The sequence below is a fragment of the Enterobacter cloacae complex sp. ECNIH7 genome, assembly GCF_002208095.1.
Taxonomy (GTDB): domain Bacteria; phylum Pseudomonadota; class Gammaproteobacteria; order Enterobacterales; family Enterobacteriaceae; genus Enterobacter; species Enterobacter cloacae_M.
The window spans coordinates 1,442,737-1,460,349 of the sequence record NZ_CP017990.1; the positions used below are offsets into that span (position 1 = coordinate 1,442,737).

The window sequence follows — 17,613 nt, forward strand, 5'->3', positions numbered from 1 at the left end:
AATCAGGCCCCTGAGGGGCCTGATTGCGATCTGAGTGATTATTTGTAGGCTGACTGGTGAACGCCTACCGCGCGTCCTGACGGATCGTTCATGGATTTGAAAGATTCATCCCATTCAATCGCTTTGGCAGAAGAGCAGGCGACGGACGGGCCACCCGGTACGCACTCCGCGGCGCTCGGTACCGGGAACAGCTCTTCAAAAATTTCACGATACAGATAGGCCTCTTTCGAGCCCGGCGTGTTGTACGGGAAGCGGAAGCTCGCGGTTTCCAGCTGTTGGTCAGAAACCTGTTTCGCCGCGACCTCTTTCAGGGTGTCGATCCAGCTATAGCCTACGCCATCAGAGAACTGCTCTTTCTGACGCCATGCCACGCTCGCCGGCAGGTAGGATTCAAAACATTCACGCAGGATATGTTTTTCCATTTTGCCGTTGCCGCACATCTTGTCCTGCGGGTTGATGCGCATCGCCACGTCGAGGAATTTCTTATCGAGGAACGGCACGCGCGCTTCCACGCCCCAGGCCGACATCGCTTTGTTGGCACGCGCACAGTCGAACATGTGCAGCGCCTGCAGCTTGCGCACGGTCTCTTCGTGCAGCTCTTTGGCGTTTGGCGCCTTGTGGAAGTACAGGTAGCCGCCAAACACTTCGTCAGACCCTTCACCGGAGAGCACCATCTTGATGCCCATCGCTTTGATCTTACGCGACATCAGGTACATCGGCGTTGAGGCGCGGATAGTGGTTACGTCATAGGTTTCAATGTGATAGATCACATCGCGGATCGCATCCAGACCTTCCTGCACGGTGAAGTGAATCTCATGGTGCACGGTGCCGAGGTGGTTCGCCACTTCCTGCGCGGCTTTCAGGTCAGGTGCGCCTTCCAGGCCAACGGCAAAAGAGTGCAGCTGTGGCCACCAGGCTTCTGAGCGCTCCTGATCTTCCACGCGACGGGCCGCGAATTTCTTGGTGATCGCGGAGATCACGGAGGAGTCCAGACCGCCGGAGAGGAGCACGCCGTACGGCACGTCGGACATCAGGTGGCTTTTCACGGAATCTTCCAGGGCCTGACGCAGCTCGGCTTTGTCCGTGACGTTGTCTTTCACCGCATCATAGTCGAACCAGTCGCGCTGGTAATAGGAGCGGATCTCGCCGTCTTTGCTCCACAGATAGCTGCCCGCCGGGAACTCTTTAATGGTGCGGCATACCGGCACCAGGGCTTTCATTTCAGAGGCGACGTAGAGGTTGCCGTGCTCATCGTGGCCCATGTACAGCGGGATAATGCCGATATGGTCACGGCCAATGAGGTAAGCGTCTTTTTCGCTGTCGTACAGGGCGAAGGCAAACATGCCCTGCAGGTCGTCCAGGAACTCGGGCCCTTTCTCCTGATACAGCGCCAGGATCACTTCACAGTCAGAACCGGTCTGGAACGCGTAGCGGTCGCCGTATTCGGCGCGCAGCGCCTGGTGGTTGTAGATTTCACCGTTGACAGCCAGCGCGTGCGTTTTTTTCTCGTTATACAGCGGCTGTGCACCGGCGTTGACGTCAACAATAGACAGACGTTCGTGAGCCAGAATCGCTTTGTCACTGGCGTAAACGCCTGACCAGTCCGGACCGCGGTGGCGCATCAGGCGGGACAGTTCGAGTGCCTTTTTACGCAGTTCGCCCGCGTCAGTTTTAATATCCAGTACGCCAAAAATTGAACACATAACCTTCTCCGTTAACCCTGTTGCTTTGTAATGTTGCTTGCTTATGAAAATGCCGCAAAGGGGCAGGGCGCGCAAGCGTTTTACGGGTGAAAACGGAAATAGTGCAACAGTGATTGCGGAATAGTGAAAAAAGAGTACGTCATGGATTATTTTATTGATGATTGTGCAATAAAACGTGTTTTTTGTTAGATGGTGTTCTGTTTGTGTAGGCTATAAATGAAAAACCACGCCCTGCGGCGTGGTTCGGTATCAGATGATGTCGATTTCATCGACGGAGGGGTAAATCCAGCTTGGCCGGAACGGCATCGAATCAATGTCATCAAGTTGAGAGACGCCGGAGAGGACCAGAATCGTCTCCAGACCCGCCTGAAATCCGGCCAGAATATCGGTGCGCAGGTTGTCGCCGACAATAACGGTTTCTTCAGAGTGGGCCTGCATCTTGTTGAGCGCGGCACGAATGATCCACGGGCTCGGTTTACCGACCACAAACGGCTGACGACCTGAGATTTTTTCGATACCGGCGCACAGCGCGCCGCAGGCCGGATAAAAACCACGGCCGTGCGTATCCGGGTTGGTAGCGATAAAGCGCGCGCCGCTGGCGACAAAGTATGCTGCCTTATGCATCATCTCCCAGTTAAAGGAGCGCGTTTCGCCGACAATCACAAAGTCCGGGTTCACGTCAGTGATGGTAAAGCCAGCTTTGTACAGCTCGTGTATCAGTGCACCTTCACCCACCACGTAGGCTTTTTTCCCTTCCTGACGCTTAAGAAAGTCCGCCGTGGCCATTGCCGAGGTATAAAACACGCTGTCCGGAACGTCGACGCCCGCCGTGGCAAAGCGGTTAGCCAGATCCTGACCGGTTTGGGAAGGGTAGTTCGTGAGCAGAACCAGAGGCATTCCTTTGTCGATGATGCGGTGAAGAAACTCCGCAGCACCCGGCACGGCAACGTTGTCGTGCATCAGCACGCCGTCGATATCACAAATTACATTCTTAATGGTCATGGACAGTCCGACATCAAAAAAAGAAGGCGTTACTATAAGGTCCGATCAACTTTCCAGCAAATGCTGCAGCAGAATTCCGTTGAGCATGGCGCGTTTGACCAGCGCGAACGCGCCGATCGCCGAGCGATGGTCAAGCTTTGAACGAACCACCGGGAGGTTCTGGCGGAATGCTTTCAGCGCCTGGGTGTTAATACAGCCTTCAATGGCGGGGAGCAGCACCTTTTCCGCCTCCACAATTTCACCGGCGATCACCACTTTTTGTGGGTTAAACAGGTTAATGGCGATGGCGATGGTTTTCCCCAGATGACGGCCTACCTGCTCGATCACTTCGCAGGCCAGTGCGTCACCCTTATTGGCGGCTTTGCAGATGGTGCCAATTTTGCAATCGTCCAGCGTGACGCGGCTTTGGTAACCCTGTTCAAGGAGATGGCGAACGCGCTGCTCGATGGCCGTGTTGGCGGCAATCGTTTCAAGACAGCCGAAGTTGCCGCAGTGGCAGCGCTCCCCGAGAGGCTCAACCTGAATGTGGCCAATCTCGCCGACGTTACCGTTGCGACCAATAAAAATACGGCCGTTAGAGATAATACCGGCGCCCGTTCCGCGGTGAACGCGCACCAGAATAGAGTCTTCGCAGTCCTGGCTCGCACCAAAGTAGTGCTCTGCCAGCGCCAGCGAGCGAATGTCGTGGCCCACAAAGCAGGTCACTTTAAAACGCTTTTCCAGCGCGTCGACCAGTCCCCAGTTTTCAACCTGAATGTGCGGCATATAGCGGATAACGCCGCTTTCGGGGTCGACCAGGCCGGGCAGAATCACGGAGATGGCGATGAGTTCGCGGATCTTGCGCTGACAGCTTTCAATAAACTGCGCGATGGTATTCAGCAGCGCATGCTCCAGCGTCTCCTGGGTGCGCTCCGGAAGAGGGTAGTGCTCTTCCGCAATGGCTTTACTGCTCAGATCGTACAGCGTGAGCGTGGTGTCATGACGGCCCAGACGGACGCCAATGGCCTGAAAATTGCGGGTTTCGGTAATAATGGAGATGGCGCGGCGGCCCCCGGTGGAGGCCTGCTGATCGACTTCTTTGATCAGACCGCGCTCAATGAGCTGACGGGTAATTTTTGTCACGCTGGCGGGAGCAAGCTGGCTTTGTTCGGCTATCTGAATTCGCGAGATTGGTCCGTGCTGGTCAATCAGGCGGTATACCGCCGCACTGTTAAGTTGTTTAACGAGATCGACATTACCGATTTGAGCTTGTCCGCCAGGTGTCATACTTTTACTTACTCAGTGACGACCTCGTTACCATTAACGATGGTCTTAATAATTTTATAATCGTGTGTGAATGCCGTCAGGTTTGCAACCATACCTGGTGCAATTCCGCCAAGCTGTTTATCCACGCCCATTGCGCGAGCCGGATAAAGGGTTGCCATACGCAGGACTTCATCAAGCGCAATCCCGCAATGTTCAACCAGGTTACGCACCCCTTCAATCATGGTCAAAGAGGAACCGCTCAGCGTACCGTTTTCATCCACACACAGTCCATTGCGGTAGTATATTGTTTTACCGGCAAAAATGAACTGCTCAATATTTGCACCTGCCGGTGCGGTGGCATCCGTCACCAGACAAAGCTTGTCACCTTTCAGCCGCTTAGCGTTGCGGATGTTGGTGTAATCGACGTGCATGCCGTCAGCAATAATGCCGCAGTAGACGTCTGGCTCATCCAGAATCGCCCCGACCAGACCCGGTTCACGGCCTGTGATATACGGCATGGCGTTGTATAGGTGCGTTGCGAAGGTAATCCCCGCGCGGAAACCGGCTTTCGCTTCTTTCAGCGTCGCGTTTGAGTGACCTGCTGAAACGATAATCCCGGCACCAGCCAGTTTGCTGATGACATCCGTACCCGTCATTTCAGGCGCCAGCGTCACTTTGACGATCACATCGGCGTTCGCACACATGTAGTCAACCAGTTCCGCATCAGGTTTACGCACGTAATTCGGGTTATGCGTTCCTTTCTTGACCATATTCAGCCATGGCCCTTCAAGGTGCAGACCCAGCGCCTGGTTAGGGTGTTTGGCCAGGTATTCGCGCATCACGCGGATACCCTGCTTCATGAGGTCATCACTGCTGGTGATGAGCGTTGGCAGATAGCTGGTGCAGCCCGATTTCTCGTTGGCTTTCTGCATGATCTCCAGCGTTTCGACCGTCACCGCATCCGCGGTGTCATTGAATTGCACACCGCCGCAGCCGTTGAGCTGTACGTCGATGAAACCGGGGGAGATTACTGCTCCATTGAGTGAGCGCTGTTCAATCTCCGGCGGCAGTTCTGCCAGCGGGCAAACACGTTCAATCAGGCCATCAGCGATAACAATCGCATGGTCATCCAGAATTTCATGGCCGGTATAAATCCGACCGTGGGTTAAAGCGTACATAACGACCCCCGGTTAAAAAAAGCGGCCGCCTCTTGGTGAAGAGGCGGTTATTCAATTACAGACCTTTGATGTTCTCAGCTTCTAACTCGTTGAAGTATTTCAGCGTTTTAACCTTCAGCTCCATCGTGGACGGTTCGTCACAGACGATGACTGATTTCGGATGCAGCTGCAGGCAGCTGATGGTCCACATATGGTTTACGTTGCCTTCAACGGCAGCCTGGAGCGCTTGCGCTTTCACGCCGCCCAGCACCAGAATCATCACTTCTTCGGCATCCAGCAGGGTGCCTACGCCAACGGTCAGGGCGTATTTTGGAACCTGGTTAACATCGCCGTCAAAGAAGCGGGAGTTTGCCACGCGCGTGTCATGGGTCAGCGTTTTAATACGGGTGCGGGAAGCCAGAGATGACGCCGGTTCGTTGAACGCGATATGACCATCGTTGCCCACGCCACCCATGAACAGGTGGATCTTACCGTAAGAACGGATTTTTTCTTCATACTGACGGCATTCTGCGTCAATATCAGGCGCGTTTCCATTCAGCAGGTTAATATTTTCAGATGGAATATCAACGTGATCAAAGAAATTGCGGTGCATAAAGCTATGGTAGCTTTCCGGGTGGTCTTTCGGTAAGCCAACGTATTCATCCATATTGAAGGTTACAACATGTTTGAAGCTAACCTGGCCTGCTTTATGCATCTCAACCAGCGCCTTATAGGCGGTCAGCGGCGTGCCGCCTGTCGGAAGTCCAAGAACGAAAGGACGATCGGCGGTCGGTTTAAAGGCGTTAATGCGGTTAACGATATGGCGAGCGGCCCATTTACCGACTTGTTCAGCAGTTGCCAGGGGAATCAGTCTCATTGTTCACCTCAAGAGTTAAAGTAGAAGAGTGGGCGGATGGCTATCGGAACCTGATACTTAAGCGTAACCTGGAAACTTTCAGGCCGGATCAATCCGCCTTGATTTTTTGAATGATAAAATAAGTTTTCGCTGTTAGCCAGTATAAGGGAGGGTAAATAACGATATTTGGTGACAAAAATCACAAAAAGTACGCGTTTAATTTGCGATACGAATTAATTTTTCACACACTCACAATGCCAGTGAAGCATCAACTGTATCTATAGTTCGTGACACAATAAAAAACAGAGCTGAGAACATGCCTTAAACGGGGTCTCATAGGGGGAAGAAAGTGAGTATTCTAGGTTATTTACAAAAGGTTGGCCGCGCGCTTATGGTGCCGGTCGCCACGCTGCCTGCCGCAGCCATCCTGATGGGTGTCGGCTACTGGATCGACCCCAACGGCTGGGGTAATACCAGCGCGCTGGCGGCGTTCTTTATCAAGTCAGGTTCCGCCATTATCGACAACATGTCCGTGTTGTTCGCGATTGGTGTGGCTTACGGTATGTCCAAAGACAAAGACGGTGCCGCTGCGCTGACCGGTTTTGTCGGTTTCCTCGTGTTAACCACCCTCTGCTCGCCTGCAGCGGTGGCCATGATCCAAAAAATTCCGGCGGACCAGGTTCCGGCGGCGTTCGGTAAGATCAGCAACCAGTTTGTCGGTATCCTTGTGGGTATCATCTCCGCCGAACTGTATAACCGCTTCAGCAGCGTAGAGCTGCCGAAAGCGCTCTCCTTCTTTAGCGGTCGCCGCCTGGTTCCTATCCTGACCTCGTTTGTGATGATCGTTGTCGCGTTCATCATGATGTACGTCTGGCCGATGATCTTCGACGGTCTGGTGAACTTCGGTGAGCACATCCAGAAACTGGGTTCTGTCGGTGCGGGCGTGTACGCGTTCTTCAACCGTCTGCTGATCCCGGTCGGTCTGCACCACGCGCTGAACTCCGTATTCTGGTTCGACGTTGCCGGTATTAACGATATCCCTAACTTCCTGGGTGGCGCACAGTCCATCGAAGCAGGTAAAGCGGTTGTCGGTATCACCGGCCGTTACCAGGCGGGCTTCTTCCCGATCATGATGTTTGGTCTGCCGGGTGCTGCGCTGGCTATCTACCACTGCGCGCGTCCAGAGAACAAAGCGAAAGTGCTGGGTATCATGATGGCGGGGGCATTCGCGGCCTTCTTCACCGGTATCACCGAGCCGCTGGAGTTCTCCTTCATGTTCGTGGCGCCGGTTCTGTATGTGATCCACGCCGTGCTGACCGGTATCTCCGTGTTCATCGCTGCCAGCATGCACTGGATTGCCGGTTTCGGCTTCAGCGCCGGTCTGGTGGATATGGTGCTGTCGTCCCGTAACCCGCTGGCGACCCACTGGTGGATGCTGATCCCGCAAGGTCTGGTGTTCTTCGCGATCTACTACATGGTGTTCCGTTTCACTATCACCAAATTCAACCTGATGACCCCGGGTCGTGAACTGGCCGTGGCCGGTAGCGAAGCGGATGGTCAGGATGTGAACGTGAGCGGTGCTCAGGATCAGGACGTTTCAGGCCTGGCGCGTCAGTACATCGCCGCTGTCGGCGGTTCTGACAACCTGACCGGTATCGACGCCTGTATCACTCGTCTGCGTCTGAACGTCAAAGACTCTTCCCTGGTGAACGAAGCGCTGGCTAAACGTCTGGGTGCTTCCGGTGTTATTCGCCTGAACAAAACCAGCGTGCAGATTATCGTTGGCTTTGTGGCAGAGAAAATTGCTAACGCCATGAAAACCACCGGTCCGGTAGCCGCAGCAGAAGCTTCTGCCGCCCCTGCCGCCGCGCCAGCGGCTGCAAAACCGCAGGCGGTACCGAACGCTAAAACGGTAGCCGCGCTGGTTTCACCGGTAACAGGTGAAGTGGTTGCGATTGAGCAGGTGCCTGACGAAGCCTTCGCCAGCAAAGCGGTGGGTGACGGTGTGGCGGTGAAACCAACGGAAAAAATCGTTGTGTCTCCGGCGGCCGGTACCATCGTGAAAATCTTCAACACCAACCACGCGTTCTGCCTCGAAACCGAAAATGGCGCGGAGATCGTTGTCCACATGGGTATCGATACCGTTGCGCTGAACGGTCAGGGCTTTACTCGCCTGGTGGAAGAGGGCGATGAAGTGGTGGCCGGGCAGCCGATTCTGGAAATGGATCTGGACTTCCTGAACGCCAACGCGCGCTCCATGATAAGCCCGGTCGTTTGCAGCAACATCGACGACTTCAGTGGCCTGGTCATTCAGGCGAAAGGTCAGGTTGTTGCGGGGCAAACGCCGCTGTATGAGATTAAAGGCAAGTAATCGCTCCTGAGTAGAGTCATGCCTTAAGCGGCGGGGGATTATCCTCCGCCGCTTTTTTTTGCAGCAAAAGCCCCCATTATTTTCTTCAGAGACGTTTTAAGGGTTGTCACTACGTCCGGCTTATAAGATCATATGCCGTTATACGTTGTTTACGCTTTGAGGAATCCACGATGAGTGAGGCAGAAGCCCGCCCGAGTAACTTTATTCGTCAGATCATCGATGAAGATCTGGCCAGTGGTAAGCACACCACAGTTCATACCCGCTTCCCGCCGGAGCCGAACGGCTACCTGCATATCGGGCATGCGAAGTCCATCTGCCTGAACTTTGGCATTGCGCAAGACTACCAGGGACAGTGCAACCTGCGTTTCGATGACACCAACCCAGTAAAAGAAGACATCGAATACGTTGAGTCCATCAAGAATGACGTGCAATGGCTGGGCTTCAACTGGTCTGGCGATATCTGCTACTCCTCTGACTATTTTGATCAGCTGTACGCCTACGCGGTTGAACTGATCAACAAGGGTCTGGCGTATGTTGACGAACTGTCTGCTGATGAAATCCGTGAATATCGCGGTACGCTGACCGCGCCGGGCAAAAACAGCCCGTTCCGCGATCGCAGCGTGGAAGAGAACCTGGCGCTGTTTGAAAAAATGCGTGCCGGCGGCTTCGAAGAAGGCAAAGCGTGCCTGCGTGCCAAAATCGACATGGCGTCTCCGTTCATCGTGATGCGCGATCCGGTGCTGTACCGCATTAAGTTTGCGGAACACCATCAGACCGGCAACAAGTGGTGCATCTATCCGATGTACGACTTTACCCACTGCATCAGCGATGCGCTGGAAGGCATTACGCACTCTCTGTGTACGCTGGAGTTCCAGGACAACCGTCGTCTGTACGACTGGGTTCTGGATAACATCACCATTCCTGTGCATCCGCGCCAGTACGAGTTCTCTCGTCTGAACCTGGAATACACCGTGATGTCCAAGCGTAAGCTGAACCTGCTGGTGACCGACAAGCACGTTGAGGGCTGGGATGACCCGCGTATGCCAACCATCTCGGGTCTGCGTCGTCGTGGTTACACTGCCGCCTCTATTCGTGAGTTCTGCAAACGTATCGGCGTGACCAAGCAGGATAACACCATCGAAATGGCCTCCCTGGAATCCTGCATTCGCGAAGATCTCAACGAAAACGCTCCGCGCGCGATGGCGGTTATCGATCCGGTGAAACTGGTTATCGAAAACTATCCGCAGGGTGAAAGCGAGCTGGTCTCCATGCCTAACCATCCGAACAAACCGGAAATGGGAAGCCGTGACGTGCCGTTCAGCGGCGAGATCTGGATTGACCGCGCTGACTTCCGCGAAGAAGCCAACAAGCAGTACAAACGTCTGGTGCTGGGCAAAGAAGTGCGTCTGCGTAACGCCTACGTCATCAAAGCCGAGCGCGTAGAGAAAGATGCAGAAGGGAATATCACTACCATCTTCTGTTCATATGACGCTGAAACGCTGAGCAAAGATCCTGCAGACGGCCGCAAGGTGAAGGGCGTTATTCACTGGGTGAGCGCTTCTCACGCGCTGCCGGTAGAAATTCGCCTGTACGATCGCCTGTTCAGCGTGCCTAACCCAGGTGCAGCGGAAGACTTCCTGGCGACCATCAACCCGGAATCTCTGGTGATCAAGCAGGGTTATGCGGAGCCTTCTCTGAAAGCCGCTGAAGCGGGCAAAGCGTTCCAGTTCGAACGTGAAGGTTACTTCTGCCTGGACAGCCGTTACAGCACGGCGGAAAAATCGGTATTCAACCGTACCGTAGGTCTGCGTGATACCTGGACGAAGATCGGCGAATAATATTGCTGGTCTGGTCAATGAGAGACAAACGCCGCACCATGCGGCGTTTTTTTATTTAACGATCAGGGTATTAAGACAGGGCCTAAAAAGGTGTGATAAAAATATCAGGTCAATGAGGTGCTACTTATTTTTTTAAAAAAAGTTTGTGTCATTACGAAAAACAAAAAGGTGATAAAAAAGGAAAGATAATCCATGTCTAGCCACTGAAATACCTGATAATTCCCCGCCATTGCTCGCCTCTCTGCGAATGTTACAAATCACTACCAATTATGTGCACTTCGTCATAATCCTGACTTTTGCCCGCTAAAAAGCATTGATAATTCGCGTCGCGAAAAATAACCTAAAGACGGTAGTTAATTCGAGGGTATTTAAAACTACCCCTGACCATTTGGTCTTTTTTATTTACGCCGCTTCAGGCGTTTTAATTCGTCAAAGAGGAATAATCTATGCGTACGTTCAGTGGCAAACGTAGTGCGCTGGCGCTGGCTATTGCCGGTGTGACAGCAATGTCGGGCCTGGTGGTGACACCAGAGGCGAAAGCGGCAGGCTTCATCGACGATTCTACCCTCACGGGCGGTATTTATTACTGGCAGCGTGAACGTGACCGTAAAGACGTCACCGAAGACAAATACAAAACTAACCTTTCTCACTCCACCTGGAACGCCAACCTGGACTTCCAGTCAGGCTATGCCGCGGATATGTTCGGTCTGGATATTGCTGCGTTTACCGCGATTGAAATGGCGGAAAACGGTGACAGCGCCCACCCGAACGAAATTGCCTTCTCCTCCAGCAACAAAGCCTATAAAGAAGACTGGTCCGGGGATAAGAGCGGTATCAGCCTTTATAAAGCCGCTGCAAAATTTAAATACGGTCCGGTTTGGGCGCGCGGTGGTTATATTCAGCCAACCGGTCAGACTCTGTTAGCGCCGCACTGGAGCTTTATGCCGGGTACCTATCAGGGTGCGGAAGCCGGGGCGAATTTTGACTACGGTGACGCGGGGGCGTTGAGCTTCTCCTATATGTGGACCAACGAGTACAAAGCGCCGTGGCACATTGAAATGGACAAGTTCTACCAGAACGATAAAAAAACCAAAGTCGATTACCTGCACTCGCTGGGCGCGAAGTACGACTTCAAAAACGATCTGGTGCTTGAAGCGGCATTCGGTCAGGCACAAGGCTATGTCGATCAGTATTTTGCCAAGGCCAGCTATAAATTCGATGTCGCGGGTAGCCCGCTGAGCACCAGCTACCAGTTCTACGGTACGCGCGACAAGGTCAGCAACGGTGGCGTCAACGACATTTATGACGGCACCGCGTGGCTGCAGGCGTTAACCTTCGGCTACAAGGTCGGTCAGGTTGATTTACGTCTGGAAGGCACATGGGTGAAGGCGGAAGGGCAGCAGGGCTACTTCCTGCAGCGTATGACCCCGACCTACGCCTCCTCCAACGGTCGTCTTGATATCTGGTGGGATAACCGCTCTGACTTCAACGCCGACGGCGAGAAAGCGGTCTTCTTTGGCGCAATGTATGACCTGAAAAACTGGAATCTGCCGGGCTGGGCCGTGGGTGCCTCTTACGCTTACGCCTGGGACGCAAAACCTGCCGATATGGCCACGCCGGACGCATACTACGATCCTAACTATCGCCTGAAAGAGTCTTCCTACAGCCTCGATGCTATCTATACCCTGCAGGATGGCCGCGCGAAAGGCACGATGTTCAAACTGCACTTCACTCAGTATGACAACCACTCCGATATCCCGAGCTATGCGGGCGGTTACGGCAACATCTTCCAGGATGAACGTGACGTGAAATTCATGGTTATTGCCCCATTCACCATCTTCTGATGAACGCACCGGCGGGCTGAGTCCCGCCGGTATGGAGACTGCACATGATGAAAAAAATCGTAATCGTCGCGTTGCTGGCATCAGGGCTGGTGGCGTGTGCTCAGAATCAGGCGCCGAAAGAGGACTCCCGTCTGAAGGAGGCGTATAGCGCCTGCATAAATACTGCGGAAGGATCGCCGGAGAAAATTCAAGCCTGTCAGAGCGTGCTGAACGTGCTGAAGAAAGAGAAAGCGCATGAGCAGTTCGCGACGCAGGAGAACGTCCGCGTGATGGATTACCAGGCCTGTATCCAGGCGCGTAAAACCGGTAACGATCAGGAAGTGGCGAAGCGTTGCGATAAGATCTGGAACGAGATACGCAATAACAATAAATAAGTGCTTTACGCCCGGTGGCGCTGCGCTTGCCGGGCCTACAAAGGTGTCATAGCCCGTGGGCCCGGTAAGCGCAGCGCCACCGGGCTTTTTCAGGCAAAAAAAAAGCCAACCTTGCGGCTGGCTCAGAGTATGAATACTGATTATTTCGCGTCGTGCGCGTGGTCGTCTTCGCGGCAGTCGCCTTCAGCGCAGTGACCGTAAAGATACAGGCTGTGGTTCGTCAGGCGGATGCCATGACGCGCCGCGATTTCACGCTGGCGTGATTCAATGGAATCATCGCTGAATTCAATGACCTTGCCGCAATCGAGGCAGATCAGGTGATCGTGGTGCTGCTGCTGGGTCAGTTCGAAAACAGATTTACCGCCTTCGAAATTATGACGGGTAACAATGCCCGCGTCATCAAACTGGTTCAGCACGCGATAGACGGTAGCCAGCCCGATCTCTTCACCCATGTCGATAAGACGTTTATAGAGGTCTTCCGCACTGACATGGTGATTGTCTGGACCCTGAAGCACTTCAAGGATTTTTAACCGAGGAAGCGTAACTTTCAGGCCAGCCTTCTTTAATGCGGTATTGTTGTCAGTCATGCGGAATCTGTCCTGTTGCTAAACGATTCACTTCTGTAGGAAGTGACAGAAAATGCACCCGGGATAATGCGTCTCATTATAGAACTGCCATGGCTAAATGAAAACTGCAAGTCTCAGGCAAAATATGCTTATAAAAACGTGGTATCACCAACAAACTTGCTCAATGGAAAACCACGTTTTATCAGGGAGACATTGTACAGGTCTGGGCGAAAAAGTTAAAAGATTGTAGCGATTAATTTAATCGGTTTGACCTGGGGCATGGGCGCAACCGCAGTTGCGCCGCGATAAAATCAGGCGTTCAGAATATCATCCAGGTGCAGTTCCTCGCGGATCTGCTTAACCCACTTCTCAACACGCTCTGCGGTCAGCTCTGGCTGACGGTCTTCGTCGATGGCCAGACCCACGAAATGATCGTCATCGGCCAGGCCTTTAGACGCTTCGAAGTGGTAACCGGCGGTCGGCCAGTGACCTACGATAACCGCGCCGTTCGGCTCAATGATATCGCGGATGGTGCCCAGCGCGTCACAGAAGTATTCGGCGTAGTCTTCCTGATCGCCACAGCCAAAAAGGGCGACCAGCTTACCGTTGAAGTCCACTTCTTCCAGCGTCGGGAAAAAATCATCCCAGTCGCACTGGGCTTCACCGTAGTACCAGGTTGGAATGCCCAGCAGCAGAATGTCATAGCCTTCGAGATCTTCTTTGCTGCTCTTGGCGATGTCATGCACATCAGCAACGTCTTTACCGAGCTGTTTTTGAATGTTTTTCGCGATATTTTCGGTATTGCCGGTATCACTGCCAAAGAAAATGCCGATGATTGCCATGAGTAAAATAACCTCTTGAAACTTAATAGTATGGTGGCGCAATTTGGCCACGGATAAGGGCAATAATAGCAGAACTGGCAACCCTGCGGAAACAGCTATCGCGCAGGACTGCACTCTGTGCTACATGAAAAGGGTAATTAAGGGAATTTTCAGACTTATGCCTGGCCGCGCAACGTCTCAAGCTGGGCGATCAGCATCTCTTCAATGAGCTCGCTACGGCTGATATTTCGGGCCTCGGCCAGCTCATTAAGTGCATCGACCGCGTCGGCGTTGAGCTTCAGTTCGACACGCTTAAGCCCACGATTTTTATCGCGTTTAAGCTGGTTGCGTTTATTGATACGCAGCTGTTCATCGCGCGAAAGCGGATTCGTCTTGGGTCGTCCCGGGCGACGCTCATTCGCGAACAGATCTAGTGTCGTACGGTCCGTTTGTTCTTTGGCCATGATTCTGAGACTTCGGGGGAAACACGCCGCCCTGCTAATGCCCGGGCGATAAGCGCGCCATCATACATCACCAAAAACGGCACGCCAACGACTGGACGCCTGCAGCCTTCCAGTCGCTTTCTTTTTAATCAATTTGCAGTATCAGCGAGATAGCGGCGAATGGCGCGCAGCACAGCATCCGGTTTTTCCGCATGCACCCAGTGCCCGGCACCGGCAATCACGTGGGCGCGAGCCTGCGGGAATTGGGCCAGCAGCGTGTCGCGGTACGCGTCGGTAACGTAAGGCGAGTTGCCGCCGCGAATAAAGAGAGTGGGGTATGGCCAGGCGGGGACGGTTTCCCAGCCGACGATGTTATTGTACTGGTCCCAGAGCACCGGCACGTTAAAACGCCATTGCCCGTCAACAAACGACTTCAGCAGAAACTGAACGACGCCTTCTTCATTAAGATGCTCACGCATTACGGCAGCCGCCTGTTGGCGCGTCGCGACACCCGCTTCTGTGACCGCATTAATAGCGGCAAAAATCTCGTCGTGACGGCGAACGTCATAATCCACGGGCGCGACGTCAATCACCACCAGGCCGCTAATACGGTCCGGGGCCAGTGCCGTCAGGGCCATCACCGCTTTGCCACCCATTGAATGCCCGATGAGGGTCACCTTTTGCAGGTCGTGGGCATCCAGCGTATCCAGCAGATCCTGCGCCATCGCCGCGTAGGTCATCTCGTCGGAACGCCCGGAAAGACCATGATTGCGCATATCGACCTGTAAAATATCGTGGTCGGTAACCAGATCGCGCGCCAGCACGCCCAGGTTATCCAGACTACCAAAAAGCCCGTGAACCAGTACGATGGGAGAATTATTGTTCGGCGATTGTGCAGTTTGCGCTCGGGTATTCAATTTCATGGCAAAGTTCTTTTTTTACGTATGTCAGGTTAGGGTATCATGTTGACCATTCTGCCGCCCGGCTGCAAGGTTCCAGTTTAATCTGACTTTTGCTGCCAACCTGGTTTGACGCTATCCGCTGTTGGGATTTGACCTTATAATCCCAATGACTTGTATTCAGATAAGATATCGCACTGGATTAAGATGAAAACAATCGAAGTTGATGACGAACTCTATCAGTATATTGCCAGCCAGACGCGGCATATCGGGGAGAGCGCGTCCGACATTTTACGGCGCATGCTTAAAATTTCCGCCGCTTCACAGCCTGCTACCCCAGTCACCAAAGATGTCGTGTCTCAGCCGAGCGTTGTTGCACAAGCAAAACCTGCCGTGACGCCGGCAAAAGATAAAGTGCGCGCGATGCGCGAGCTGCTGCTCTCCGATGAATACGCGGAGCAGAAAAAGGCCGTTAACCGCTTTATGCTGGTGCTGTCTACACTTTACTCACTGGATAACAAAGCGTTTGCTGAAGCGACCGAGTCGCTTCACGGCCGTACTCGCGTCTATTTCGCAGGCGACGAGCAGACGCTGCTGCAAAATGGCAATCAAACCAAACCCAAACATGTTCCTGGCACCCCGTACTGGGTGATCACCAATACCAATACGGGCCGCAAGTGCAGCATGATTGAACACATCATGCAGTCCATGCAGTTCCCGGCGGAATTGATTGAAAAGGTTTGCGGTACAATTTAACCCTTGCATCAGAAGGACCCGGTAATGGCAAATCACAGCCGTGCAGGCCAACCTGCACAACAAAGCGATTTGATTAACGTCGCTCAGCTGACCGCGCAGTATTATGTGCTGAAACCGGTCGTGGGCAACGCAGAACACGCAGTGAAGTTTGGTACATCCGGTCACCGCGGCAGCGCGGCGCGCCACAGCTTTAACGAACCGCACATTCTGGCCATTGCTCAGGCCATTGCGGAAGAGCGCGCTAAAAACGGCGTTACCGGTCCGTGCTACGTGGGGAAAGATACCCATGCCTTGTCTGAACCGGCGTTCATCTCTGTTGTGGAAGTGCTGGCGGCAAACGGCGTCGACGTGATTGTTCAGGAGAACAATGGCTTCACCCCAACCCCTGCGGTCTCTAACGCCATCCTGGTGCACAACAAAAAAGGTGGCGCGCTGGCTGACGGTATCGTTATCACGCCATCCCACAACCCGCCGGAAGACGGTGGTATCAAATACAACCCGCCTAACGGCGGCCCGGCCGATACTAACGTCACCAAAGTGGTGGAAGATCGTGCGAACGCGCTGCTGGCTGACGGTCTGAAAGGCGTGAAGCGCATTTCTCTGGATGCTGCCATGGCGTCCGGTCACGTGAAAGAGCAGGATCTGGTTCAGCCGTTCGTGGAAGGGCTGGCGGATATCGTCGATATGGCGGCCATCCAGAAAGCCGGGCTGAAGCTGGGCGTGGATCCGCTGGGCGGCTCCGGTATCGAATACTGGAAACGTATCGCCGAGCATTACAAGCTGGATCTGACCATCGTGAACGATCACGTCGATCAGACCTTCCGCTTTATGCACCTGGACAAAGACGGCGCGATCCGTATGGACTGCTCCTCCGAGTGCGCGATGGCGGGCCTGCTGGCGCTGCGTGATAAATTCGATCTGGCGTTTGCTAACGACCCGGATTATGACCGTCACGGTATCGTCACCCCTGCCGGGCTGATGAACCCGAACCACTATCTGGCTGTTGCAATTAACTATCTGTTCCAGCACCGCCCGCAGTGGGGCAAAGAGGTGGCCGTCGGTAAAACGCTGGTTTCCTCCGCGATGATCGACCGCGTGGTCGAGGCGCTGGGTCGCAAACTGGTGGAAGTGCCGGTCGGCTTCAAATGGTTCGTTGATGGTCTGCACGACGGCAGCTTCGGCTTCGGCGGTGAAGAGAGCGCGGGCGCATCTTTCCTGCGTTTCGACGGCACGCCATGGTCAACCGATAAAGACGGCATCATCATGTGCCTGCTGGCGGCGGAAATCACCGCTGTCACCGGTAAGAACCCGCAGGAACACTACAACGACCTGGCGGCACGCTTTGGTGCACCAAGCTATAACCGTATTCAGGCTGGCGCGACGTCAGCCCAGAAAGCGGCCCTGTCCAAACTCTCTCCTGAGATGGTCAGCGCAAGCACCCTGGCGGGCGATCCGATCACTGCTCGTCTGACGGCGGCACCGGGCAACGGCGCATCCATTGGTGGTCTGAAAGTGATGACCGAGAACGGCTGGTTCGCCGCGCGTCCGTCCGGTACGGAAGATGCGTACAAAATCTATTGCGAAAGCTTCCTCGGCGCTGAGCACCGTCAGCAGATTGAGAAAGAAGCGGTAGAGATTGTCAGCGAAGTGCTGAAAAACGCGTAAGTGCGGTATGGGTGCGGGCTGATGCCCTCACCCCGGCCCTCTCCCATAGGGAGAGGGAGAAAACACTAAAAGC

The 17,613-nt window shown here is 54.0% G+C and carries 15 protein-coding genes; 6 read left to right on the top strand and 9 right to left on the bottom strand.

What is annotated here, in order from left to right; translation table 11 throughout:
• Nucleotides 1-38: 38 nt before the first annotated feature.
• The 5 genes from asnB to nagB all read right to left on the bottom strand — a co-directional run bounded on the left by asnB (nt 39) and on the right by nagB (nt 5,984).
• Complete coding sequence (gene asnB / locus WM95_RS07115) at nt 39-1,703, bottom strand: asparagine synthase B (RefSeq protein ID WP_063409261.1); 1,665 nt, start codon at nt 1,701-1,703, stop codon at nt 39-41.
• Nucleotides 1,704-1,952: 249 nt separating this feature from the next.
• Entirely contained in the window at nt 1,953-2,705 is a 753-nt protein-coding gene (gene nagD / locus WM95_RS07120) for a ribonucleotide monophosphatase NagD (RefSeq protein ID WP_023310763.1), read from the bottom strand.
• Between the two features lie 45 nt (nt 2,706-2,750).
• Nucleotides 2,751-3,971 carry a DNA-binding transcriptional regulator NagC gene (nagC, locus tag WM95_RS07125; RefSeq protein WP_021242995.1) on the bottom strand — a complete coding sequence of 407 codons (1,221 nt, stop codon included), beginning with the start codon at nt 3,969-3,971 and terminating at the stop codon, nt 2,751-2,753.
• A gap of 8 nt (nt 3,972-3,979) precedes the next feature.
• Nucleotides 3,980-5,128, bottom strand: a complete 1,149-nt coding sequence (nagA, locus tag WM95_RS07130) for an N-acetylglucosamine-6-phosphate deacetylase (protein WP_023310764.1) — start codon at nt 5,126-5,128, stop codon at nt 3,980-3,982.
• Between the two features lie 55 nt (nt 5,129-5,183).
• The gene (gene nagB / locus WM95_RS07135) at nt 5,184-5,984 is read right to left on the bottom strand and encodes a glucosamine-6-phosphate deaminase (RefSeq protein ID WP_023310765.1); all 801 of its coding nucleotides are present in this window, start codon (nt 5,982-5,984) and stop codon (nt 5,184-5,186) included.
• Nucleotides 5,985-6,312: 328 nt separating this feature from the next.
• Between nagB and nagE the strand changes: the two genes are divergently transcribed.
• The 4 genes from nagE to chiQ all read left to right on the top strand — a co-directional run bounded on the left by nagE (nt 6,313) and on the right by chiQ (nt 12,390).
• Entirely contained in the window at nt 6,313-8,334 is a 2,022-nt protein-coding gene (gene nagE / locus WM95_RS07140; RefSeq protein WP_074166152.1) for an N-acetylglucosamine-specific PTS transporter subunit IIBC, read from the top strand.
• A 170-nt stretch (nt 8,335-8,504) separates the two neighbouring features.
• A complete protein-coding gene (glnS, locus tag WM95_RS07145; protein ID WP_063409259.1) occupies nt 8,505-10,172 on the top strand; it encodes a glutamine--tRNA ligase in 1,668 nt (555 codons plus the stop codon).
• A gap of 446 nt (nt 10,173-10,618) precedes the next feature.
• Nucleotides 10,619-12,016, top strand: a complete 1,398-nt coding sequence (gene chiP / locus WM95_RS07150; RefSeq protein WP_023310769.1) for a chitoporin ChiP — start codon at nt 10,619-10,621, stop codon at nt 12,014-12,016.
• Nucleotides 12,017-12,063: 47 nt separating this feature from the next.
• Nucleotides 12,064-12,390: a ChiQ/YbfN family lipoprotein gene (chiQ, locus tag WM95_RS07155; protein WP_032668313.1), complete on the top strand. Its 327-nt coding sequence runs from the start codon at nt 12,064-12,066 to the stop codon at nt 12,388-12,390.
• Nucleotides 12,391-12,530: 140 nt separating this feature from the next.
• On the opposite strand, the gene fur is transcribed toward chiQ, so the two are convergent.
• The 4 genes from fur to ybfF form a co-directional block, all read right to left on the bottom strand.
• Complete coding sequence (gene fur, locus WM95_RS07160; protein ID WP_023310771.1) at nt 12,531-12,977, bottom strand: ferric iron uptake transcriptional regulator; 447 nt, start codon at nt 12,975-12,977, stop codon at nt 12,531-12,533.
• 290 nt (nt 12,978-13,267) lie between these two features.
• The gene (gene fldA / locus WM95_RS07165; RefSeq protein WP_008501067.1) at nt 13,268-13,798 is read right to left on the bottom strand and encodes a flavodoxin FldA; all 531 of its coding nucleotides are present in this window, start codon (nt 13,796-13,798) and stop codon (nt 13,268-13,270) included.
• A 155-nt stretch (nt 13,799-13,953) separates the two neighbouring features.
• Nucleotides 13,954-14,241: a LexA regulated protein gene (ybfE, locus tag WM95_RS07170; RefSeq protein WP_023310772.1), complete on the bottom strand. Its 288-nt coding sequence runs from the start codon at nt 14,239-14,241 to the stop codon at nt 13,954-13,956.
• A 128-nt stretch (nt 14,242-14,369) separates the two neighbouring features.
• A complete protein-coding gene (ybfF, locus tag WM95_RS07175; RefSeq protein ID WP_047173424.1) occupies nt 14,370-15,143 on the bottom strand; it encodes an esterase in 774 nt (257 codons plus the stop codon).
• Nucleotides 15,144-15,326: 183 nt separating this feature from the next.
• Between ybfF and seqA the strand changes: the two genes are divergently transcribed.
• Nucleotides 15,327-15,875, top strand: coding sequence for a replication initiation negative regulator SeqA (gene seqA / locus WM95_RS07180; protein ID WP_008501070.1), 549 nt, complete (start codon nt 15,327-15,329; stop codon nt 15,873-15,875).
• A 24-nt stretch (nt 15,876-15,899) separates the two neighbouring features.
• A complete protein-coding gene (gene pgm / locus WM95_RS07185; RefSeq protein WP_045356603.1) occupies nt 15,900-17,540 on the top strand; it encodes a phosphoglucomutase (alpha-D-glucose-1,6-bisphosphate-dependent) in 1,641 nt (546 codons plus the stop codon).
• The last annotated feature ends 73 nt before the right edge of the window (nt 17,541-17,613 follow it).